We start from the raw sequence: 19,567 nt of genomic DNA, 5'->3' as shown, positions 1-19,567 counted from the left end.
AAGATTGGCGGATATACACTAAAAGGCTTCTGGTCAGTTTCATGAATTGAATTTGACAACAGGACATCCCTCTATACACTTACCACAATGGGTACATCCTTCCCGGATGATCGCCAGGCCCTTCTTCATCTTTATCAGGCCCTGAGGACATTTGCCGACACATACGCCGCAGCCGCTGCAGAAGACAGCTCTTCTAACTGAAAGCTCCACCTTTTTCATGAACTTCCTGGCACCCCTGTCTGAATCACTCCTTGCTGTGACACTTCCTGAAGCGAATACCTGGGCACGGTCCTCACCTTTTGTCACCATTGAAACGCCTTCCATGTATGAGGCTTTTCCAGCTGCTTCCAGCATGCCGGTGAGTTCCAGCTTTCCAAGGTCTATCGGACCATCAAAAGCTCCTTCTGCGGAGATACCTCCCTGTTTACATGGGCGATAACCCGATGTCACGGAGAAGTTCAGGTCGTTCTCATTGCTGCACTCCGGAATTATGCTGATATCCTTTTTCTTCGCTACCTCCTTTAACTGAGGAGGCAGGTTCTTCCATCTCCAGAAGCCGTGTTCTACCCATTCCTCTGGCAGCCCCATGCGCTCTGCATATGAGAGCAGGTAATCGTTGAGCTTCTTCTCCATCTCAGGATGGGTCTCCTTGAGCCTCACAAGATCGGCAACGGAGCATGAAGGACAGAGCCAGCAGCCTATCCTGTCAAAGCCTTCCTCATATAGAGGATTATACAGCAGATCGTTCTTGAATATATAGAGCCATACGTGCATTGCTGTCCAGTTCTGTATCGGAGCGGCAGCAACCTGATTCCCTACCCAGGGATTCTTCCACACACGTTCACTCTTTGCCCTTGTACTGGACTCGTACTTCCTCTGTCCTATGAAAGTGAGACATCCGTTCTCATAATTATCGTCGATTATCTGCGTGATAGGACCAAGCTTACACACCTTGCAGCACCAGCGTACCTCAACACTCGGAGGGCCGAAGTTGTCCACGGAATCCCAGAAAGCTTCACCGGAGCTTATCATATTGAGGGGTTTCCCATAGAACTCCACCACGTCATGGACATTCTGCACAGTCTCCGGGAACTCGATGCCAGTATCTGCAAAAAGAAGGTCGTAATCATCAAGGCATTCACTCACAAGGTGAAGCACTGCAAGACTGTCCTTTCCTCCTGAATAGGACACCGTGGCAGGCCTGTCCACAGATGAGGATACATTTTTGATGAACTTATGGGAACGCTCAATGAAGTCGTCCATGAATATCTCATTGGCCTTTACCGCATCAGCCCATGTCTGGCCGCCTTCGGGTACTGTGATCTCACGGGGTTCCTCCTTGAAACGTACCTTGACACCGACACCTTTGCCCTTCTCACGCATCTGCTCCCCGCTCATACGGGAACGTCCGGTACCAAGTACCCTGCCATCGTGGGTCAGGACGACGACCTCATCCTGTAAGTCGATAGAAGGATCCGCATCCTTTATGCCGGGAGCAAGTACGCTTGCACCGCCAAGTATGAATTTCTCAGCACCTGCATCAATGGATACCCAGCTCTTAAGAGCCATGTGATCTGCATTATCGAATATGCGGCGTGCACCGTTCAGTCTCAGAAGAAGGACCCATTTGAGCTTCTCAAGCTCGAAGCGAATGATACCTACTACCTCACCGTCAATGATGATCTCATCCATACGGTCATCATATGGGGATTTGTTCAGGACCACCACACGGTCATCTGTGATCAGTGGTGCATTGAACTGTTCAACTGACAGTTTGTTGATAAGGTCTATCTCATAGGCAAAAGCCGGACGGATATCTCCCGGAGGAGTAATTGTAACCTGTGTGGTGGCGGTTCCGCAGGAACATTCTTTCCCAAGAACGGGGACATTACATGAAGGGCACCAGTAAAGGAGCAATTCACCAAGATAAAGAGGTTTGGACATTCTGTCAACCTAGATATTTAAATATTAAATGCCTTTTGGCAACCCGGTCACTTAAAAGAACTTTGATGCCAGAGAGGGCTTCACGTTACACATCTCTGAGTGGTCGCATGTACTACACAACGGACCTTCCTTTTTATCAGGCATATGTCCGTCCTTGATCTTCCTTACACGACCAATGCCCTGCAGGACCTGCCTGCGGTCAGTAGAACGTATGTTCACCTTCCTGAAAAGTCCGGACCTTGCATACATAACATGACCCGTCTTTACAGGGGTTCCATGCATCTCTTCCGCAAGCATGGCAAATGCTGCCAGATGTAACCTGTCGTTCATCCACACACCATTCTCAGGAGCTTTGCCTGTTTTGATGATCACAGGCTCGAAGCTTCCTTTGTCCTCCACCAGCCTGTAAGGAATGCCTGTCATATTGAGCTTCTCAGAACTGAGGAACGGCTCATCATCAAGAAGTGAGAGACACTCGCCCAGAAGCAATAGTTCCCTGTCCTCTGCCTGAGCGGAGAGTGACTGCTGTATTCCCGGAAGGTATCCCATGATGTTGCCGGATACTTCCTCAAGGACCTCAGTTGCGACATCCTCCATCTCAACAGGATAGATCATACTTATATCACCCAGCACCTGGGACAATAAAGCTTCAAGTTCCTTCGGAGATGCATCGTCTTTTGACGAAGAGGCTTTCAACAGAGATGGATAGGACATGGCCATTTCCTTTAATATAAGGTGTTCTATATAGTAAGGAGAAGAGGAAAAGACCGGTTTGTAGCCGCGGCATGAGTAATATAACTTCCTTGCACAGGAAAAATAGAGAGATAATTCAGAAACTGTGATCTGTATTTTTGCTTTGCTGAGAAACATATTTTAATAGTTGATTAATATCATACTATAAATAAATGAATGGTATGCAAAAAATAGAATCGACAATAAACGAACTTGTATTCGTTAAATATATATGGGAATCTAACCTTAGGAATATAAAGCATGAGTGAAGACGAATCGCATGAAATGGTTCGCCAGCGTCTTGCAGAAAAGATGGCAGGCGAGATTACGCTGTCAGAAAAGCCTGGCGAGACCCTGAAGAAATGGCGATTGAACTTCGAGATCGCACAGACCGACCTTTCTGGTTATCTGAGTGTTTCTCCTTCGGTCATCAGCGACTATGAGAGTGGCAGGAGGAAATCTCCGGGCACGCTCATTGTGAGCAGGATCGTGGAAGCACTCCTTGATATCGATGCACAGAGAGGGGGACAGAAGATTCATGCTTACGAGGGGATCCTTTTTGCAGACAAGAGGTCAAAAGCCATCTATGCCACATACGAATACACATTCCCAATGCAGGTTGCAAAACTTGCCAACCTCATTGAAGCGGATATTGTGAACAAAGGGGTCGAGAAACCACTTTACGGCTTTACTGTTGTTGACAGTAAGAAAGCCATCCTCGAACTTTCATCCCATGAGTTCCAGAAGCTCTATGGATGGAGTACCGAACGCGCAATGATATTCACCAAGGTCACCACCGGTAAATCACCAATGGTCGCCCTGAGGGTCACGAACCTGAAACCGGGTGCGGTGGTCATGCACGGACTGCGCGGAAGTGATGTTGACCTGATGGCAAAGAAAATGGCGGAAATTGACAGGATACCCCTGCTTGCAACGACAATGGATATTGACGAGATGGTAGAGGCGCTGAAGACATACAGCGAATACCATGTTATCGAGTAATATTGCATAAATGCACATTTGAACGGTGTTAAGATGAGTGTAGGGATAGTCTCATACGGTGCATATGTACCCAAATATAGAATAAAGATCGAAGACATCGCCCGCGTATGGGGTGACGATGCAGACATACTCAAAGCAGGACTGATGGTAAATGAGAAAGCAGTTCCTGATGTTGATGAAGATGCAGCTACTATTGCAGTGGAGGCTGCAAGGGCCGCAGTTACCAGATCGGATATAGATGCACAGAGAATAGGTGCCGTATATACAGGTTCAGAAAGCCATCCTTATGCTGTCAAACCTACCAGTACTATAGTAGCAGAAGCTACCGGTGCAACACCGGTGCTTACCGCAGCAGATTTCGAGTTCGCATGTAAGGCAGGTACCGCAGCGGTCCAGGCATGCATGGGACTTGTCTCCTCAGGCATGATAGACCTCGGACTTGCTATTGGAGCCGATGTGGCACAGGGTGCTCCCGGAGATGCCCTTGAATACACCGCAGCAGCTGGCGGGGTCGCCTATGTGATCGGTAACAAGGAATCAGAGCTTGCAGCGATCATCGAGGACACATATTCATTCACCACCGACACTCCTGACTTCTGGAGGCGTGAGGGAATGCCATATCCGGAACATGGAGGCAGGTTCACAGGAGAACCAGGTTACTTCAAACATGTCACCAACGCTGCAAAGGGACTCATGAACAAACTGGATACAAAACCAGAGGATTACGATTATGCAGTGTTCCACCAGCCCAACGGAAAGTTCCCAAGCCGTGCGGCCAAGATGCTGGGATTCAGTAAGGAACAGATCAAACCGGGACTTGTCGTACCAAGGCTCGGGAACACGTACTCAGGATCATGCATGATGGGAATTGCAGCAACACTCGACCAGGCAAAGCCCGGAGACCGCATATTCGCAACAGCGTTCGGTTCAGGAGCTGGCGGAGATGCTTTCAGCATCACTGTGACCGACAGGATAGAAGAGATACGTGACAAAGCACCAAAGGTAGAAGAACTCCTTGCAAACCCTGTGTATATGGACTATGCGAGTTACGCCAAGCATAAGGGCAAGATAAAGGTAGCATGAGGTGGCAAAAATGAGAGATGTAGCGATCATAGGTGTTAAGAACACAGAATTCGGTGAATTGTGGGACCGCTCTTTCAGAGATGTGGTCGTCGAGGCCGGTGTAGGTGCTGTAAGTGATGCAGGCGTTGCAGGAGAGAAGATCGATGCGATGTTCGTCGGTAACATGAGCGGCGGACAGTTCGTCGAGCAGGAACATATAGGTGCACTTATCGCTGATTATTCAGGTCTTGCAAAGAACATACACGTACCTTCAACACGTGTTGAAGCTGCCTGTGCCTCAGGAGGACTGGCACTCAGACAGGGAATATATGCCGTGGCCTCAGGAATGGATGACATCGTCATCGCAGCAGGAGCCGAGAAAATGACCGATGTTCCTTCACCAAAGGCATCAGCAGCTCTTGCAGCAGCAGCTGACAGGGAATGGGAAGGTATCATGGGAGCGACGTTCCCGGGATTATATTCAATGATAGCAAGGCTTCACATGCACAAATACGGAACTACAAGCGAACAGCTTGCAGAGGTCGCTGTGAAGAACCACCGCAACGGACAGCACAACCCGATAGCCCAGTACAAGACACCGATCACTGTTGATTCGGTCCTGAGATCCATTATGGTTGCAGACCCGCTGCACATATTCGACTGTTCACCTATCACGGATGGTGCATCTGCCGTGGTCCTCGCACCAGCGGATATAGCCCACGAGTTTACAGACACACCTATCTATGTGAAGGCAACCGCACAGGCCTCGGATACCATTGCACTGCACGACCGCAGGGACATAACGACCCTTGATGCCAGTGTGGCAGCAGGAAAGAGGGCATACGAGATGGCAGGAATGAGACCAGAGGACATTGACCTTGTAGAGGTCCATGACTGTTTCACCATTGCCGAGATATGCGCCATCGAAGACCTGGGCTTTGCAAAGAAAGGAGAAGGTGGAATTGTCACACAGAACGGAGAGACAGCGATCGGCGGCAGGATACCTGTGAACACCTCAGGAGGACTCAAGTCATGTGGACACCCCGTAGGTGCCACCGGTGTGAAGCAGGCTGTTGAGATCGTCGAGCAGCTTCGTGGTGAGGCAGGAAAGCGTCAGGTAGACGGAGCAGAGGTTGGAATGACCCACAATGTGGGAGGTTCCGGTGCGACCGCTGTTGTCCACATCTTATCGAGGAACAGGTGATTATCATGTCAGTACCACGATTTTGGAGAAAACAGATAGCAAGATACAACCTTGTTGGTACCCACTGTAAACAGTGCGATGAATATTTCTACCCGCCACGTAACATGTGTCCTGCATGCAGGCGTGAGGGAGAGATAGAGGATTTCAAGTTCAGTGGAAAAGGTGAGGTCGTGACGTTCACTGTTATACACACCGCAGCTGAAGGTTTTGAGGGTCAGACCCCTTATGTCCTCGCTATTATCAAACTGGTGGAAGGACCAAGCCTCACAAGCCAGATCATATGCGATCCTAAAGACGTGTCTATCGGCATGAAGGTCAGTCCTGTGTTCAGGAAGCTGGGACAGGACGGCGAACAGGGTATGATCTACTACGGTACCAAATTTGTCCCTGAGAAATGTTAGAGATAGAAGTTAAAGCCCGTGCCGATCATCAGCAGGCAAAGGAACTGCTGACCGACATGGGTGCTCATTTTATAGGTGTCCAGCATCACAGCGACACCTATTTCAACGCCCCTCACCGGGATTTCGGGAACACTGATGAAGCACTGAGGATACGCTCCGTCGACGGCCGTTCGGTCATGACCTACAAGGGAAAGAAACTGGACACCGTATCCAAGACCCGTGAGGAATTCGAGACTGATGTCGATGGCGGAAACACAAGAAGCATCCTGCTTGCACTTGGATTCTACGAATCCGGTGTCGTTAAGAAGATAAGAGAGGTCTTCAAATACGAGGATATGACCATCTGCCTTGACAGTGTCGAAGGACTTGGCGAGTTCATGGAAGTCGAGATCGGCGCAGAGTCGGATATCGAGACCCACAAAAAGCAGATATTCTCATTTCTGGAGAATTTCGGGATAGGAGAAGAGGATTCTATAAGGACATCCTATCTTGAGATGGTGTTGGAGAAGGAATAGAGGATATTCATACCCCGAACAACACCCCGAAATTACTTTTTGTTCCCTTTTACCGGGATCTCAAAATAGAAGATGGAACCTTTTCCGGGTTCACTTGCTACCCAGACATGTCCCTGGTGCATTTCCACGAACTTCTTTACCAGAGCGAGTCCAAGTCCTGTTCCCTCATATTTACGATTGTGATCAGAATCTACCTGTGTGAATTCAGAGAAAAGGTATGCCTGATCGGTCTTAGATATACCGATCCCTGTATCCTTAACTGCAAATATGACATTTTTACCATGTTTTCCTGCTTCCACAGTAATACTGCCCTTTTCAGGAGTGAACTTGATAGCATTGCCAAGGAGATTCAGAAGAACCTGTTTTATCTTATTCCTATCAACTTCGATCAGAGTCAGTTCCGTATCGATATTTGATGTTAAGGAGAGATCTTTCCTTGATGCAAGTGAAGAAACGGTTCCTACGACCTCATCAACCAGATCTGTAACTGATACCTCCTCCGCATTCAGGTCCATCATTCCTGCCTCTATCTTGGATAGGTCCAGAATATCATTTATGAGGGTCAGAAGATGTTTCCCGCTATTTGAAATATTACCCAGGTAACGTTCTTGCTTCTCATTAATTACCCCGAAAGACTGTAATAGCAACATATCCGAGAAGCCGATAATGGAATTTAAGGGGGTACGCAGTTCATGACTCATATTTGCAAGGAACTGGCTCTTTGCATGGTTGGCAGCATCAGCTTCGACCTTTGCATGTAACAAAGCATCCTCATAGATCCTCTTTTCAGTTATATCACGGATGATCAACTGAACCGTGCCCTTTTCTTCATCGATCATCGAGGAACTTATATCTGCATAGATATCTTTTTTGCTGGACAGACTTAACCTGATCTCGGACCTGACAGATCCTTTATTCATGGTATCCTCATAGATATCGACAAGGTTCGGTGAATAACCTTCTGGAGATAAGGATCTGATATCCATGGTATGAAGTGCAGAATACGTATATCCGAGCAATTCAGATGTCTTGCTGTTCGTATCGATCAAAGAAGCATCAGGACCTAAAAGCATGATAGCATCATTTGACTGCTCGAAAAGAGAATGATATTTTCCTTCCTTTTCCTCAAGTGACCCCAGCATCTCGTTTATGCTATTTGCCAGCAAGTTGACCTCGTCATCACCTTCGATAATTACCCTGGATGAGAGATCTCCACTTCTCTGTATATTCCCAAGTCCATGGACGAGAAGATTGAATTTGGCATAGTTCACATTCTTTGCAAGATAGATATGGAGGTAAAGTTCAACGGAACCCAGAAAAACTATTATAACAGCAAGATAGAACACCATCTCCAGTCCTTCTGCAGTGGTCTGGCCTTTTGTTCCTACCTTTAGTAACTTTACCGGATCCCCCATTATGTCGTATAATGGAACAACTCCTGCAGGAAGGCCTGCTTCAAATGAACTGAGTGAAGTATTACCTGCTATCAGATTTGCTGAACCACTAACAGCGTAACCATGTTCTATGTCTTCCATAACGACCGATATATGGCCATCAGATACATCTCCTGTTGAATTCAGGTCGATCATGTGGGACACTACAATAACAGAGGCACTCCCATTTCCCGAACTGAAGCACTCCATTGCAACTACCACTGTCCTTTCAGGGATAAAGACCAGACCTGAGAGAGAACCTTCAGTAATACATTTTGAAAAGATATCAGGATTGGAAACGATATATCCTTCGATATCATCAGATGGCGGATAGCCGCTTATCGTGTGCTCGAAGACAGGAGATGCTGTTGAAGGATCATAGATGAGAAGAGATTCAATACCGTGTGCCCTGAGTAATCCGTCATCAGATAAGAGATGATAGAGCTTGCTTGTATTTGTGTACATACTTTCATATTGTGCGTACAATGCCAGATTCGAAGCACTTGAGCTGACAACTCTGATCTCATCATCTTCTATCTCATCGATCAGCATATGGGTGTTATGCATAACATACTGCTCTTCAATGTCATTGAGACTGGATGAGAATAAAAGGTAACTGAAAATAATCATCAGGAACACTGTAAATACAAACAGTATTGAATGTAGAAAGATGTCCTTTTTTTCCATTTCCATTTCTGATGACCCGGGCTAAGTGATTGTAATAGTAAAAGAAGCAAAAAAGCAACTTTATATCATGTAGGGTTGACAATTAAATTATATAAACATATCTTGTATAAATATATCATATCCCGGACTAATATAAGATCCAAAGATGTACGGAGCAACCTGCTTACACTGTGAGCCCACGATTGGAGTATTTAAAGAAGACAAGAAAGATCGTTGTATGTTTTAGATATTTAACTCTATTTCCTATGACTGACGTATTTTATCTCCGATAATGAAAGAATAGATTTCTTTAATTAATGTTAAATAAGATTATTAAACATTAGTTAATTACAGTGATATCGATGGTATTAAAGACTTTCAATGTAGATGAAGCTACATATAAAAAATTCTCCGCTCTGTGTAAGTCTCATGGAATGAGCATGAGCAAGCAGATACAGATGTTCATGGAGAGCGTGATATCTGAGGAACCAGAAGCAAAGCAGGAATATCTGGAGAAACTCGACAACATCAGAAAAGGAAAATTCATTCAGGTTGCTGATTTTTCTGAACGTTACGGGTAAAAACAATGGAATATAGCATTGTTGTATCTGAGATCGTCGACAGGAAATTCATGAAGCTTGCCAAAAAGAATCCAAAACAGATGAGCATCATTGGCAAGAAGGTTCAACAAATTGTCCAGAATCCCTATCATTATAAACCATTACGTGGTGATCTGCACGGTGCAAGGAGAGTACATATCGACTCTTCTTTTGTACTTATCTACGAGATTGATGAGGATAACAAAGCGATAAGGATCCTTGACTACGACCATCATGATATAATCTATTAACTATTTTGTATCCTTATTCAACAGCTCTTCAGGCCTGTACAGCCTGCACTCATTTTTAATGGAATCCCATGAAAGACACTTTTCTTCACAGCAGTTCGTCATCATACCTTCGTACAGCTCATAGTCCCGCATAAAGAGAAGTGATATCAGATCCTGTTCTTTAAACCGGTCCTTCAATTCTGATATACTGAGCATTGGTATTACTTCCTGTTTTTAAGTTGTTGAAAATGACAGGGAATCTTGTTAATTATATGTTAATGGGTGGTTGCATGTAAATATGTTGGTTTGAATCTGACCATTCCTATAAGCCCATGTACATCACTGTCCATTTTAACCACATACAGGCGTGAAACACATACATTTTTCAAAAAATGATCACCGACATTATATGTACGTGTTCATACCTATCCGGTGTATAGAGCCGGATGAAAGATTCATCTGAAGCCCTATGAATATAGATGCTGCGCATAATCCTCTCACAGATATACAGCTCTTGCAATAACAGATAATTTTGCTTTGCTTTCAAAAATGCCAGCATTTATATTTGCTCATTTTTTTGCTCTGTAGAAACCTGCGCTTGAATGGCTCATACAATCGTGAATGCCTGAAATGATCTCAGATCATCAATTTTATGAGGAAAAATAGCGTTTTTAATCACAATCTGCAGAAAAAGGATTGAAAGCAGTTGATCATTGGCAACAAAGAACAATGCAACCATCCACCGCAGGTGGCGTATTCCTTCACCATCATCCTGAACCCTATTGGAATTATACAGTTATTGAAAAATTCAGAGACAAAAGTTGTAATTATCAGGATCTCTACAGAGCCAGTGATCTGAAAATTCCAAAAGTATAGCTCACAGGAACAAAAAACAGATCCACTAAAAAATCAAAACAGAATGGACCTTCACGGCCCATCCTCAAAAAAGAACCTTACTGAACGATCAGCAAATGCTGGATCCGGGGTCCATATCCTTATCTGTACTGAGCAGGGAAACCTTCTCGCCTGAATCAGCTGCAAGGAGCATTCCTCTGGATTCGACTCCGCAGAGCTTTACAGGTTTCAGGTTCACAAGCACGTTAACGGTCTTGCCGACCATTTCCTCTGGCTCGTAGTGTTCTGCAAGACCTGCAACTACCTGTCTTGGTTCCTCGTCTCCTATGTCTACCTGAAGACACAGGAGTTTCTTTGATTTCTTGACCTTCTCAGCGGTGAGGATCTTGCCTACCCTGATATCAAGCTTTGAAAAATCATCATATTCTATTTCGTCTTTGTATTCCATTATTTCTACTTCCTTGATTCCGGCTTCCTTTGCCATTGCTGCCTTTACACGGTTGGATGAGATCTCTTCCATCTGATCGATCTTATCGTCCTCAAGCTTGGTGAACAGGATTCCCGGCTTTGCAAGCTTTGTTCCGCTCACTACCTCGACGGTTGCTTCTTCATATGTAACTTCATGGACATCAGAATCCATGCCGATCTGCTTCCATGCCACTTCCATGCTGCCCGGGGTCATTGGCTCGAACAGCAGGATGAGTGCCTTTGCAAGCTGGATGCAGTTCTTAACAACCTTTCCGCAGGCATCCTTGTCTTCCTTGATGAGCTTCCAGGGCTCATTTGCCTGGAAGTATGAATTTCCGTATGATGCAAGGGCCATTGCAGTGTCAGCAGCCTTCTTGAACTCATACTCGGAGTTAGCCCTGACAACCTCTTCAATGGTGGAGTTGATCTTCTCCAGAACCTCAGGGTCGATGTCTCCCTCAGGGATCTCCCCGAAGTTCTTGAACGCGAAGAGGAGGTTCCTGTACAGGAAATTACCCAGCACGCCAACAAGCTCGGTGTTGATCTTGTCCTGGAAGATCTTCCATGAGAAATTGACCTCTTTGGTGTGCGAGGTGTAACTTACAAGATAGTATCTGAGAAGGTCAGGATGGAAACCATGGTCAAGATAGTCCTCCTCGACCCAGACAACATATCCGCGGCTCTTTGAGAAGGTCTTATCCTCGATCTTCAGCATACCTGAAGCGACCACTGCTGAAGGCTGGCTGTAGTCCGCTCCCTTGAGCATTGCAGGCCAGAATATGCAGTGGTGATAGATGATGTCCCCACCGATGAAATGGACTATCGGACAGTCACCTCTCCAGAACTTCTCCCAGTCTCCGCCGGTCTCTGCTGCCCACTCTTCCGTGAAGGCCATGTAACCTATAGGAGCATCCACCCAGACATATACCACGAGGTCGTCATGTCCCGGGAACTTCACACCCCATTCGAGGTTCCTGGTGATACACCAGTCAGTGAGCTCCTGCTTGATCCATCCCATTGCATAATTACGTGCGTTAAGTGTACCGCCAAGGTGTTCCAGATGGTCCATCAGGAAGTCCTTGAACTCTGAGAGCTTGAAGAAGAAATGTTCCTGTTCCCTGTACTCGGCAGGACCCTTACATATAGTACATGTTGGTTCCTTGAGCTCACCGGGTTCCAGATGCTTGCCACATCCCTGATCACATTCGTCACCACGTGCCTGCTCACCACAGTGTGGGCATGTACCTGCTACATACCTGTCAGGCAGGAAACGGTCACACTGAGAACAGTATGCGATCTCGATCACCTTGGGATAGACATAACCCTTCTCCATCAGCTTATCGACTATCTCAAGTGTACGGTTGTGGTTCTCTTCATCATCAGTGGTCCCGTAGGCATCGAACCTCACACCCATCTTCCTGAATACCTCTTCGAAGTGGACATGATACTTCTGCATGAGTTCTTTAGGTGTGATACCAAGCTCCTCTGCGTTCACAACGATAGGAGTGCCGTGGGTATCGGAGCCGCAGACAAATGTAGTCTCCTGTGAGTTCTTGTTCAGTGACCTCACATAGATATCTGCGGGGATATATGTTCTAAGGTGCCCCACATGAGCCTTTCCGTTCGCATACGGAAGGCCGCATGTAACAAGCACGGCTTTATCAGAAGGAATGTTTGACATTTATTATCTCCATGGGAATTACTCGATAGTTCTGATGTTGCATTGCGTGCAATTATAAAATATATTTCGCTCGCCCGTCATGAGGCAAGGTTTTTGAATGTTCACGGACATGTTATACGCGGGATGGAAATGAGATGACAGGAGACAATAAAGATAGAAAAACAGAGGATGATGGGGACTATCCCGGTTATCATACTTACCCGTATAGCTATGACGATAAAGAGAAGGACAGCGATAGCTCCGTCCCTTCGGACGATAAAGAAGTCAGAGTATCTGAAAACGACACGCCTGTTGAGGATGAAAACGTAGTCGCAGTGTCCGGCGAGACTGCGACCGTGCAGACCGAAGATAATACAGAGGACAACGCAAGCGGTTCACCTGCATATATCGCTCCTGAGCCAGCCGTGGAAGAAGTAAAAACCGAACCACAGGCTGAAGGAAGAAAGGCCTATACAGAACCATCCCGGGAGCCTCCTGTTATCAAAAAGAAAAGCCGTAAATGGCAGTACGTTGCCATTATAGCAGTTCTCCTTTTCGTCATCGGTGCAAGTTTTGCAGCCATCTACCAGGCATTCAATGGAGATATCTATTCTTCAGATGGCAAGGTAGCGGTCATCTACATTCAAGGAACCCTTGTTACCAGTACCGTGCCAGGTGGATTCGGTTACGTAAGCTCCGAAGAGATCTCGGACAACATCAGGAGAGCCCTGGATGACGAGGATGTGAAAGCCATCGTCCTGAGGGTCAATAGTGGAGGAGGATCATCCACTGCAGGCGAGGAAGTATACTCCGAGGTCAAAAAGGCAAGTGAGAGCGGAGTACCTGTGGTAGTATCCATGGGAAGCACCGCAGCCAGTGCAGCATATCATCTTTCAGCCCCGGCAGATCTTATCGTTGCCAATCCCACCACAATGACTGGAAGCATAGGAACGATATGGATATTCCAGAACCTCTCGAAATACTACGATTCCGAGGGTATCGAATACTATGTGGTGAAATCAGGAGAGACCAAGGACATGGGATACCCGTGGAGAGGACTTTCTGACGAAGAGAAGGAGTATGCCAACAAGGTGGTTTCACAGGTCTATAATGAATTCATCAAGGACGTGGCAGAAGGCAGGGATATGAGCCTCAGCGAGGTCAAAGCCCTTGCAGACGGAAGGATCTACATCGGATCCGAGGCAAAGGAACTCGGTCTTGTGGACGAGATGGGCAATCTCTACGATTCCATAGATATGGCAGCAGAGCTTGGCGGGATCGAAGGTGAGCCAACCGTGGTATACATGAACAAACCAACTCTCTCAAGCCTGCTTTTCAGCTCAGAGACAGGTGTGGACGTAACCTCAGAGGAATTCATAACCTATTACGAAGGAAACCCCTACGGATACATCAGTTGATGTGAATGCCCTTCACACCTTTCCATTTCGGACCGGCCTTACTTCTCGGAGAGGTCTTTGAGAAAAAGGTCAACCTCTTTTCTATTTTGATCGGAAGCGTCATTATAGATGTGAGAGCCACATACTGCATGTTCACAGGTTGCAGGCCTCTTCACGGACCACTGCACACCCTTTTGGTCGCAACAGCCATAGGACTGCTACTTGCATGGCTGGTCTTTTCACAAAGGACATGGTTGCAAAAAATTACCGATAGACTGAGAATAGAGCAAAGCTACTCATTACATTCGGTCCTGACAGGAGCCATAATCGGGATATGGAGCCACGTACTTCTTGATGCACCCCTTTACACGGACATCAGTCCTTTCTGGCCTCTGCCGGTCAACCCTCTTTTCGCAGTTGCAGGCTCAGGAACGATATACATGTTATGTGCACTCGCTTTCCTGCCAGCATTCATGATATTTAGCTACAGATACTGGAAAAGAGCCTGAACACGTTCCTGAGAACTATTCCATATCCCTGCATTCCTGATACCTGAAACAACCTGTCACATGGTCATTGACCATTCCCACAGCCTGCATGAAAGCATACACTATCGTGGGACCCACGAAGTTGAAGCCCCTTTTCTTCAAATCCTTGCTGATCATCTCCGACAGATCGGTCTTTGCAGGGATCTCTGAAATTGATTCCCATGAGTTCTGTATCGGCTTCCCGTCCGGCAGGAAGAACTTAAGATAACTATCGAATGAACCGAACTCATTCCTTACCTCGATGAATGCCTTTGCATTCCTGACAGCAGAACGTACTTTCAGTTTGTTCCTTATGATACCCGCATCCTGAAGCAGTTCCCCTATCTTTGCTTCATCATAGGAAGCGACCCTGTTGTAATCAAAACCATCGAAAGCTTTCCTGTAGTTCTCCCTTCTTTTCAGGATCGTATCCCAGCTAAGTCCTGCCTGTGCCCCTTCCAGTATCAGGAACTCGAACAGTTTCCTGTCATCATGTTCGGGTGTTCCCCACTCTTTGTCATGATACTCTATTTCCTGTTCGTTGAACTCAGCCCACTCACATCTGACCTTCATATATTTCAGAGAGGTGTGAAAGCTTTTATAGTTTCTTTAAGAGAATCCTGTATGGGAATGGGGAACATGAAGAAAACCGTTTATGACAGCCGTGCCCGGAAATATGATAGCTGGTACGACAGGAATCCGGCGGTCTATACATCTGAGATGGGAGCCATCCGAAAACTGATGCCTCCCGGCATTGGAAAGAACGCTATTGAGATCGGTGTTGGAACCGGCAGGTTTGCAGCGGAACTGGGCATAACCCATGGACTTGACCCTTCGGCCAGTATGCTGGAAATTGCAGCACGCAGGGGAGTCTGGTGCATAAAAGGAGTTTCAGAAGCGCTTCCTGTCAAAAGCTCATCAATGGAACTTGTCCTGATAGTTACAAGTTTCTGTTTAATGGATGCAGAACCGACACTGGAAGAAATATATCGGGTCCTGACCCCTGAAGGGTCCTTTATCATCGCTTTTGTAGAGAAGAACAGCATCCTTGGCAGGAAGTACCGTAAAAAAGCACCAAAGAGCAGGTTCTACATGAATATTTCCTTTCGTACTACAGAAGATATGATATCAATACTGGAAGAGCATGGTTTCGGGGATATTACTGTCACACAGACGCTTTTCAAACCACTGAATTTAATCAGGGAACCGGAAAAAGCAGAGAATGGATTCGGAAGAGGGTCCTTTATAGTCATAATGGCAAAACGGATGAAGAACGGATAAGCATTTTTTGAGGATAACGGGAGCATAGGATCATGAAGAATACCGGAAAAGAGTTCATGGAAAGGACACAGTACAGGTATCTGGACATGTCAGACCAGTCAATGGGTTATCCGCAGCCGGAGCTCGAAAAGGGAGTTGAGGATTCGGACAGGATAAGAGACCTGCCGTTACCTAAGAGCATCGAAGTCGAAGATATGGACCTGAGACAGGCCATCGAAAATAGGACGAGCATCAGGAACTATAGTTCAGAACCACTGTCCATCGAGGAACTGTCATACCTGCTCTGGTGCACACAGGGAGTAAAGGAAGTGGTCCGGGACGTGGTGACCTTCAGGACCGTACCCTCGGCAGGAGCCAGACACGCACTTGAGACCTATATTCTTGTGAACAATGTAGAGGAGCTTGAAAAAGGACTCTATCGCTTCCTCCCGGTCGAACACAAGCTCGTTGAGGTCGATATGGGCAAGGACATAGCTGACAGGGTAAAGCACGGATGTCTGGACCAGGCGTTCGTAAAGAGCAGTGCGGTGACATTCATCTGGACAGCAGTACCCTACAGGATGGCGTGGAGATATGGGCAGAGAGGGTACCGTTACCTGCATCTGGACGCGGGACATACCTGCCAGAACCTCTATCTCAGTGCAGTATCCGTTGGTTGTGGGGTCTGTGCCATCGCAGCTTTCCTTGATGAGGAGATCAATCCCGTGCTAGGGATCGATGGAGAGAACGAGTTCGTCATATACGTGGCAACCGTGGGGAAGAAATGAGATATGAGTGATATGACAGCAGCCGGAACAGACAACTACAAAACCATTACAAAAGAGCTTATGCAGATTCCCGGTGTAGGAAAGGTGATCGCTGATGACCTGTGGAATATGGGTATTCGAAGCACTGAAGAGCTCAGGAACAGGGACCCCGAAGAACTCTATCATCAGTTATATGACTTTCAGGGAAAACAGGTTGACAGGTGCATGCTTTACGTCTTCAGATGTGCCGTCTACTTTGCATCTAATGATGAACATGACCCTGAACTCTTAAAATGGTGGAACTGGAAGGATTGATGCTTCCAGTTATGACCGATCTGGTCAGACCTCCATCTCAAGTCCCAGATAATCCCTCAGGATCGTGAAAGCCATAGCCGGTGGGAAAGCACCTACCTCGGTTATTATCAGGTCGATATACTCTGCAGGGGTTACATCGAATGCAGGATTGCTTACCTTCACGTTTGGAAGGTCCTTGAGGATATCAGCATCTATTACCTCGTCACTGGAGCGGTCCTCTATCTCAACCATCTCACCAAGGAGTGTACGAGGACTGAACTTATAGGTCTCCGCAGCAACGATGACGTTCCTGCGTGCTTCCTGTGCTGCCATTGCAAGCTGGGAGGTGCCGATCTTGTTGATGAGGGCTCCATTGACAGTGATAGAATCCGCACCGACCACCACAAGGTCCACTTTCTTCATAGTCAGCCTGACAGCCGAATCTACGATAAGGGTCGTCGGGATGCCATAGTCGTTCAGCTCCCTGATGGTGATGAATCCCTGCCTTCTGGGTCGGGATTCCGTGGCGATAACGGATATGTCCTTTCCCTGGTCGAAGGCGGTCTTGATGATCGATATCGCTGCATGGGAATTGCAGTGTGTCATGATGACATCGCCGTCGTGGATGCGCTCAGCACCTATCCTGCCAATCTTGTCCAGTGCCTCTTCTGCATTCTTGATGAACTTCTCTGAATTGACGTTTATCTCGTGGATCGCATCACTGACATTGGTTGCACTGTGTCTTTTTGTGAGAGCAACCGCGTTCGGAAGAGAGACAGCGGTGGGTCTTGTGTCCACAAGTATCTTTGCAGCCTCTTCGAGCTTTGTATTGAACTCTTCCATGGGGAGGGGATTCAGTTTCGTCACATAGTCCCTTAAAGCGGCAGATGCTGCAACAGCGATCCTTCCCGCTCCCCTGATCTCCATGGTCCTTATCTTCTCTGCTATAATATTGAGGTCGGCCAACTCATCCATACTTATAAGTCGTAGTTAAGGAATTTATAGTTAGTCTTGTAGTTAGCTTTTTACCAGACCTTGAACGTAGCTTGTTCGGTCCTATATTCAGCCAGCCAGGAAAGTGAGACACAATATGTACCAGCCGGATTTCCAGTACAGTGACAGGATAGTACGTTTACTGGCAAGGATACAGGCGGCAAGGGAGATAATCCTCAACACCCACGTGCCTCCTGCATGGGAAAGGCGCCTCCAGATCAATACCCTTTTCAGGCTAACCTACCATGCAACCAGTCTGGAAGGGAACGGGCTTTCCATCCGGCAGGTAACCAAACTGGTGAATGGACAGGATATTTTCGGTGACGAGACCGACAAGAAGCAGGTACTGAACTTTCTGGAGCTGAATGATTACCTACAGAACGCTGATGAAGACATATCCGAGGATATGGTACTTGAACTGCACAGAATTGCCATGAAAGACATACTCCCTGCTGATGAGATAGGCAGGTACAGGACAACGATGGCTGAAGGTTTCATGGAGCCCGAAAGAGTGAGATACTGTGTCCGTGACCTCATTGACTGGGTATATGGTGAGGAAGCATCAGAGATGGTCCCTACACTTGTCGCAGGTATCGTACACTACGAACTCTATCGTATGCATCCTTTTGAGAGGGCTAGCGGTACCATTGCAATGAGCATTTCCTCATACCTGCTTAGCAGGAACTTCAGGGAAGCAAAGAGACTTTTCACTCTTGAGGAATTCTTCAACCAGCGAAAGAAGGACTACTTCGATAGACTGGAAGGCACTGACGGTGAAGAGCCTAACATGAACGAATGGCTGGAATACTACCTCTATGGCCTTGCACTGAAGGCCTCAAGGGTGGAGAATGCCGTACTGAACATAAGTCGCGACTACGGCACCGTGGGCAAATATATCAAGACAGGTCTCAGGGACCGACAAATAGAAGCGATCCGCTTTGCCCGTGAGATGGGGAAGATAACCAACAAGGAGTACCAGAAACTGTGCGACCTCGGTGCCTCCACAGCAAAACGCGACCTTCAGGAACTGGTGAAGAAAAAGATATTCGTACAGGTTGGAAGAACAGGAAGAGGAACCTACTATAAGCTCAGGTATGACCATCTGGATGAACTGATATGAGCATATGAGCGTACAACTCGTTTCAGCCCTGTATCTTCAGGCATAGACAGCTTCCCTCATTATGTGCTCCTTTAACCTGGGTTTGATAGCTGTTTCAATTACTAAGTCCACATCCCTTTCAAAAAGCTCCTCAAGATAGAACTTCAGGTCCATATAGTTATTGAATGTCTTCTTACCCTCATCAAACTCTACAAGCACATCTACGTCGCTTCTTTTCAAGGCTTCGCCTCTGGCAAATGATCCGAAAAGACCTATCCTCTTAACACCAAAAAGTTCCCTAATCTCGTCTTCATGCTCCTTCAAGAGCTTGAGAGCAACCATAATCAATACTCGTTGACAAAGTTTAAATCTTTGATCCTGAAGAAAATAAAAATGACCAACGAGCTTCAACCTGTTCGATGTAGAATTATATCTAGTGAAACGAACATAGAAGAATAC

At 46.7% G+C, this 19,567-nt stretch carries 21 protein-coding genes; 13 read left to right on the top strand and 8 right to left on the bottom strand.

Annotation, left to right across the window (positions count from 1 at the left end; genetic code table 11):
• Positions 1-39 precede the first annotated feature (39 nt).
• Positions 40-1,944, bottom strand: coding sequence for a phosphoadenosine phosphosulfate reductase family protein (locus V7O63_RS03255; RefSeq protein ID WP_340820093.1), 1,905 nt, complete (start codon positions 1,942-1,944; stop codon positions 40-42).
• A gap of 51 nt (positions 1,945-1,995) precedes the next feature.
• Entirely contained in the window at positions 1,996-2,814 is an 819-nt protein-coding gene (locus tag V7O63_RS03250; protein ID WP_340820092.1) for a Dna2/Cas4 domain-containing protein, read from the bottom strand.
• Between the two features lie 123 nt (positions 2,815-2,937).
• Here V7O63_RS03250 and V7O63_RS03245 point away from each other — a divergent pair, with 123 nt between their 5' ends.
• Genes V7O63_RS03245 through cyaB form a run of 5 tightly spaced genes read left to right on the top strand, consistent with a single transcriptional unit; the run spans position 2,938 to position 6,860 of the window.
• The gene (locus V7O63_RS03245; protein ID WP_340820091.1) at positions 2,938-3,678 is read left to right on the top strand and encodes a helix-turn-helix domain-containing protein; all 741 of its coding nucleotides are present in this window, start codon (positions 2,938-2,940) and stop codon (positions 3,676-3,678) included.
• Between the two features lie 33 nt (positions 3,679-3,711).
• Entirely contained in the window at positions 3,712-4,761 is a 1,050-nt protein-coding gene (locus V7O63_RS03240; protein ID WP_340820090.1) for a hydroxymethylglutaryl-CoA synthase, read from the top strand.
• Positions 4,762-4,771: 10 nt separating this feature from the next.
• Complete coding sequence (locus V7O63_RS03235) at positions 4,772-5,944, top strand: thiolase domain-containing protein (protein WP_340820089.1); 1,173 nt, start codon at positions 4,772-4,774, stop codon at positions 5,942-5,944.
• 5 nt (positions 5,945-5,949) lie between these two features.
• On the top strand, positions 5,950-6,345 hold the full coding sequence (locus V7O63_RS03230) for a Zn-ribbon domain-containing OB-fold protein (RefSeq protein ID WP_340820088.1): 396 nt from the start codon (positions 5,950-5,952) through the stop codon (positions 6,343-6,345).
• A complete protein-coding gene (gene cyaB, locus V7O63_RS03225; RefSeq protein ID WP_340820087.1) occupies positions 6,339-6,860 on the top strand; it encodes a class IV adenylate cyclase in 522 nt (173 codons plus the stop codon). Before V7O63_RS03230 ends, cyaB begins: the two co-directional genes overlap by 7 nt.
• 32 nt (positions 6,861-6,892) lie before the next feature.
• On the opposite strand, the gene V7O63_RS03220 is transcribed toward cyaB, so the two are convergent.
• Positions 6,893-8,860, bottom strand: coding sequence for an ATP-binding protein (locus V7O63_RS03220; protein ID WP_340820086.1), 1,968 nt, complete (start codon positions 8,858-8,860; stop codon positions 6,893-6,895).
• Between the two features lie 461 nt (positions 8,861-9,321).
• Between V7O63_RS03220 and V7O63_RS03215 the strand changes: the two genes are divergently transcribed.
• Both V7O63_RS03215 and V7O63_RS03210 read left to right on the top strand, forming a co-directional pair.
• A complete protein-coding gene (locus tag V7O63_RS03215; protein WP_340820085.1) occupies positions 9,322-9,540 on the top strand; it encodes a hypothetical protein in 219 nt (72 codons plus the stop codon).
• 5 nt (positions 9,541-9,545) lie between these two features.
• Positions 9,546-9,809 (top strand): type II toxin-antitoxin system mRNA interferase toxin, RelE/StbE family, encoded by a 264-nt coding sequence (locus V7O63_RS03210; protein ID WP_340820084.1) that lies wholly within the window; start codon positions 9,546-9,548, stop codon positions 9,807-9,809.
• Here V7O63_RS03210 and V7O63_RS03205 read toward each other — a convergent pair whose 3' ends face one another.
• Positions 9,810-10,004, bottom strand: coding sequence for a hypothetical protein (locus V7O63_RS03205; protein WP_340820083.1), 195 nt, complete (start codon positions 10,002-10,004; stop codon positions 9,810-9,812).
• A gap of 748 nt (positions 10,005-10,752) precedes the next feature.
• Positions 10,753-12,792, bottom strand: coding sequence for a methionine--tRNA ligase (metG, locus tag V7O63_RS03200; RefSeq protein WP_340820082.1), 2,040 nt, complete (start codon positions 12,790-12,792; stop codon positions 10,753-10,755).
• A 134-nt stretch (positions 12,793-12,926) separates the two neighbouring features.
• Between metG and sppA the strand changes: the two genes are divergently transcribed.
• Together sppA and V7O63_RS03190 are read left to right on the top strand one after the other, a co-directional pair.
• Complete coding sequence (gene sppA, locus V7O63_RS03195) at positions 12,927-14,189, top strand: signal peptide peptidase SppA (RefSeq protein ID WP_340820081.1); 1,263 nt, start codon at positions 12,927-12,929, stop codon at positions 14,187-14,189.
• Between the two features lie 5 nt (positions 14,190-14,194).
• The gene (locus V7O63_RS03190) at positions 14,195-14,677 is read left to right on the top strand and encodes a metal-dependent hydrolase (RefSeq protein ID WP_340820080.1); all 483 of its coding nucleotides are present in this window, start codon (positions 14,195-14,197) and stop codon (positions 14,675-14,677) included.
• Between the two features lie 15 nt (positions 14,678-14,692).
• Here the strand turns inward: V7O63_RS03190 and V7O63_RS03185 are convergent, their stop codons facing one another.
• Positions 14,693-15,268, bottom strand: coding sequence for a DNA-3-methyladenine glycosylase I (locus V7O63_RS03185; RefSeq protein WP_340820079.1), 576 nt, complete (start codon positions 15,266-15,268; stop codon positions 14,693-14,695).
• 51 nt (positions 15,269-15,319) lie between these two features.
• Here V7O63_RS03185 and V7O63_RS03180 point away from each other — a divergent pair, with 51 nt between their 5' ends.
• From V7O63_RS03180 to V7O63_RS03170, 3 genes are read left to right on the top strand one after another with little or no spacing between them, the layout of a single operon-like run.
• A complete protein-coding gene (locus V7O63_RS03180; protein ID WP_340820078.1) occupies positions 15,320-15,976 on the top strand; it encodes a methyltransferase domain-containing protein in 657 nt (218 codons plus the stop codon).
• A gap of 32 nt (positions 15,977-16,008) precedes the next feature.
• Complete coding sequence (locus tag V7O63_RS03175) at positions 16,009-16,743, top strand: SagB/ThcOx family dehydrogenase (protein ID WP_340820077.1); 735 nt, start codon at positions 16,009-16,011, stop codon at positions 16,741-16,743.
• A gap of 3 nt (positions 16,744-16,746) precedes the next feature.
• Positions 16,747-17,037, top strand: a complete 291-nt coding sequence (locus V7O63_RS03170) for a helix-hairpin-helix domain-containing protein (protein WP_340820076.1) — start codon at positions 16,747-16,749, stop codon at positions 17,035-17,037.
• A 24-nt stretch (positions 17,038-17,061) separates the two neighbouring features.
• Here V7O63_RS03170 and V7O63_RS03165 read toward each other — a convergent pair whose 3' ends face one another.
• Entirely contained in the window at positions 17,062-17,991 is a 930-nt protein-coding gene (locus tag V7O63_RS03165; protein ID WP_340820075.1) for a ribose 1,5-bisphosphate isomerase, read from the bottom strand.
• A 115-nt stretch (positions 17,992-18,106) separates the two neighbouring features.
• Between V7O63_RS03165 and V7O63_RS03160 the strand changes: the two genes are divergently transcribed.
• Positions 18,107-19,129, top strand: a complete 1,023-nt coding sequence (locus V7O63_RS03160) for a Fic family protein (protein ID WP_340820074.1) — start codon at positions 18,107-18,109, stop codon at positions 19,127-19,129.
• Positions 19,130-19,165: 36 nt separating this feature from the next.
• Here the strand turns inward: V7O63_RS03160 and V7O63_RS03155 are convergent, their stop codons facing one another.
• Positions 19,166-19,450: a nucleotidyltransferase family protein gene (locus tag V7O63_RS03155; RefSeq protein ID WP_340820073.1), complete on the bottom strand. Its 285-nt coding sequence runs from the start codon at positions 19,448-19,450 to the stop codon at positions 19,166-19,168.
• Between the last annotated feature and the right edge of the window lie 117 nt (positions 19,451-19,567).

Origin of the sequence: Methanolobus sp. WCC4, from assembly GCF_038022665.1 — an archaeon.
Classification (GTDB): domain Archaea; phylum Halobacteriota; class Methanosarcinia; order Methanosarcinales; family Methanosarcinaceae; genus Methanolobus.
This window is presented reverse-complemented; position numbering and strand designations above follow the sequence as displayed.

What these genes read in the sequence shown, in the direction of transcription:
- V7O63_RS03220 (WP_340820086.1), bottom strand. Translation starts at nt 8,860, where the DNA reads ATGCATAACACCCATATGCTGATCGATGAGATAGAAGATGATGAGATC.
- V7O63_RS03235 (WP_340820089.1), top strand. Translation starts at nt 4,772, where the DNA reads ATGAGAGATGTAGCGATCATAGGTGTTAAGAACACAGAATTCGGTGAA.
- V7O63_RS03210 (WP_340820084.1), top strand. Translation starts at nt 9,546, where the DNA reads ATGGAATATAGCATTGTTGTATCTGAGATCGTCGACAGGAAATTCATG.
- V7O63_RS03230 (WP_340820088.1), top strand. Translation starts at nt 5,950, where the DNA reads ATGTCAGTACCACGATTTTGGAGAAAACAGATAGCAAGATACAACCTT.
- V7O63_RS03190 (WP_340820080.1), top strand. Translation starts at nt 14,195, where the DNA reads ATGCCCTTCACACCTTTCCATTTCGGACCGGCCTTACTTCTCGGAGAG.
- V7O63_RS03175 (WP_340820077.1), top strand. Translation starts at nt 16,009, where the DNA reads ATGAAGAATACCGGAAAAGAGTTCATGGAAAGGACACAGTACAGGTAT.
- V7O63_RS03180 (WP_340820078.1), top strand. Translation starts at nt 15,320, where the DNA reads ATGGGAATGGGGAACATGAAGAAAACCGTTTATGACAGCCGTGCCCGG.
- V7O63_RS03250 (WP_340820092.1), bottom strand. Translation starts at nt 2,814, where the DNA reads ATGTTTCTCAGCAAAGCAAAAATACAGATCACAGTTTCTGAATTATCT.
- V7O63_RS03155 (WP_340820073.1), bottom strand. Translation starts at nt 19,450, where the DNA reads ATGGTTGCTCTCAAGCTCTTGAAGGAGCATGAAGACGAGATTAGGGAA.
- V7O63_RS03170 (WP_340820076.1), top strand. Translation starts at nt 16,747, where the DNA reads ATGAGTGATATGACAGCAGCCGGAACAGACAACTACAAAACCATTACA.
- V7O63_RS03185 (WP_340820079.1), bottom strand. Translation starts at nt 15,268, where the DNA reads ATGAAGGTCAGATGTGAGTGGGCTGAGTTCAACGAACAGGAAATAGAG.
- V7O63_RS03160 (WP_340820074.1), top strand. Translation starts at nt 18,107, where the DNA reads ATGTACCAGCCGGATTTCCAGTACAGTGACAGGATAGTACGTTTACTG.
- V7O63_RS03245 (WP_340820091.1), top strand. Translation starts at nt 2,938, where the DNA reads ATGAGTGAAGACGAATCGCATGAAATGGTTCGCCAGCGTCTTGCAGAA.
- sppA (WP_340820081.1), top strand. Translation starts at nt 12,927, where the DNA reads ATGACAGGAGACAATAAAGATAGAAAAACAGAGGATGATGGGGACTAT.
- metG (WP_340820082.1), bottom strand. Translation starts at nt 12,792, where the DNA reads ATGTCAAACATTCCTTCTGATAAAGCCGTGCTTGTTACATGCGGCCTT.
- V7O63_RS03205 (WP_340820083.1), bottom strand. Translation starts at nt 10,004, where the DNA reads ATGCTCAGTATATCAGAATTGAAGGACCGGTTTAAAGAACAGGATCTG.
- V7O63_RS03255 (WP_340820093.1), bottom strand. Translation starts at nt 1,944, where the DNA reads ATGTCCAAACCTCTTTATCTTGGTGAATTGCTCCTTTACTGGTGCCCT.
- V7O63_RS03240 (WP_340820090.1), top strand. Translation starts at nt 3,712, where the DNA reads ATGAGTGTAGGGATAGTCTCATACGGTGCATATGTACCCAAATATAGA.
- V7O63_RS03165 (WP_340820075.1), bottom strand. Translation starts at nt 17,991, where the DNA reads ATGGATGAGTTGGCCGACCTCAATATTATAGCAGAGAAGATAAGGACC.
- V7O63_RS03215 (WP_340820085.1), top strand. Translation starts at nt 9,322, where the DNA reads ATGGTATTAAAGACTTTCAATGTAGATGAAGCTACATATAAAAAATTC.
- cyaB (WP_340820087.1), top strand. Translation starts at nt 6,339, where the DNA reads ATGTTAGAGATAGAAGTTAAAGCCCGTGCCGATCATCAGCAGGCAAAG.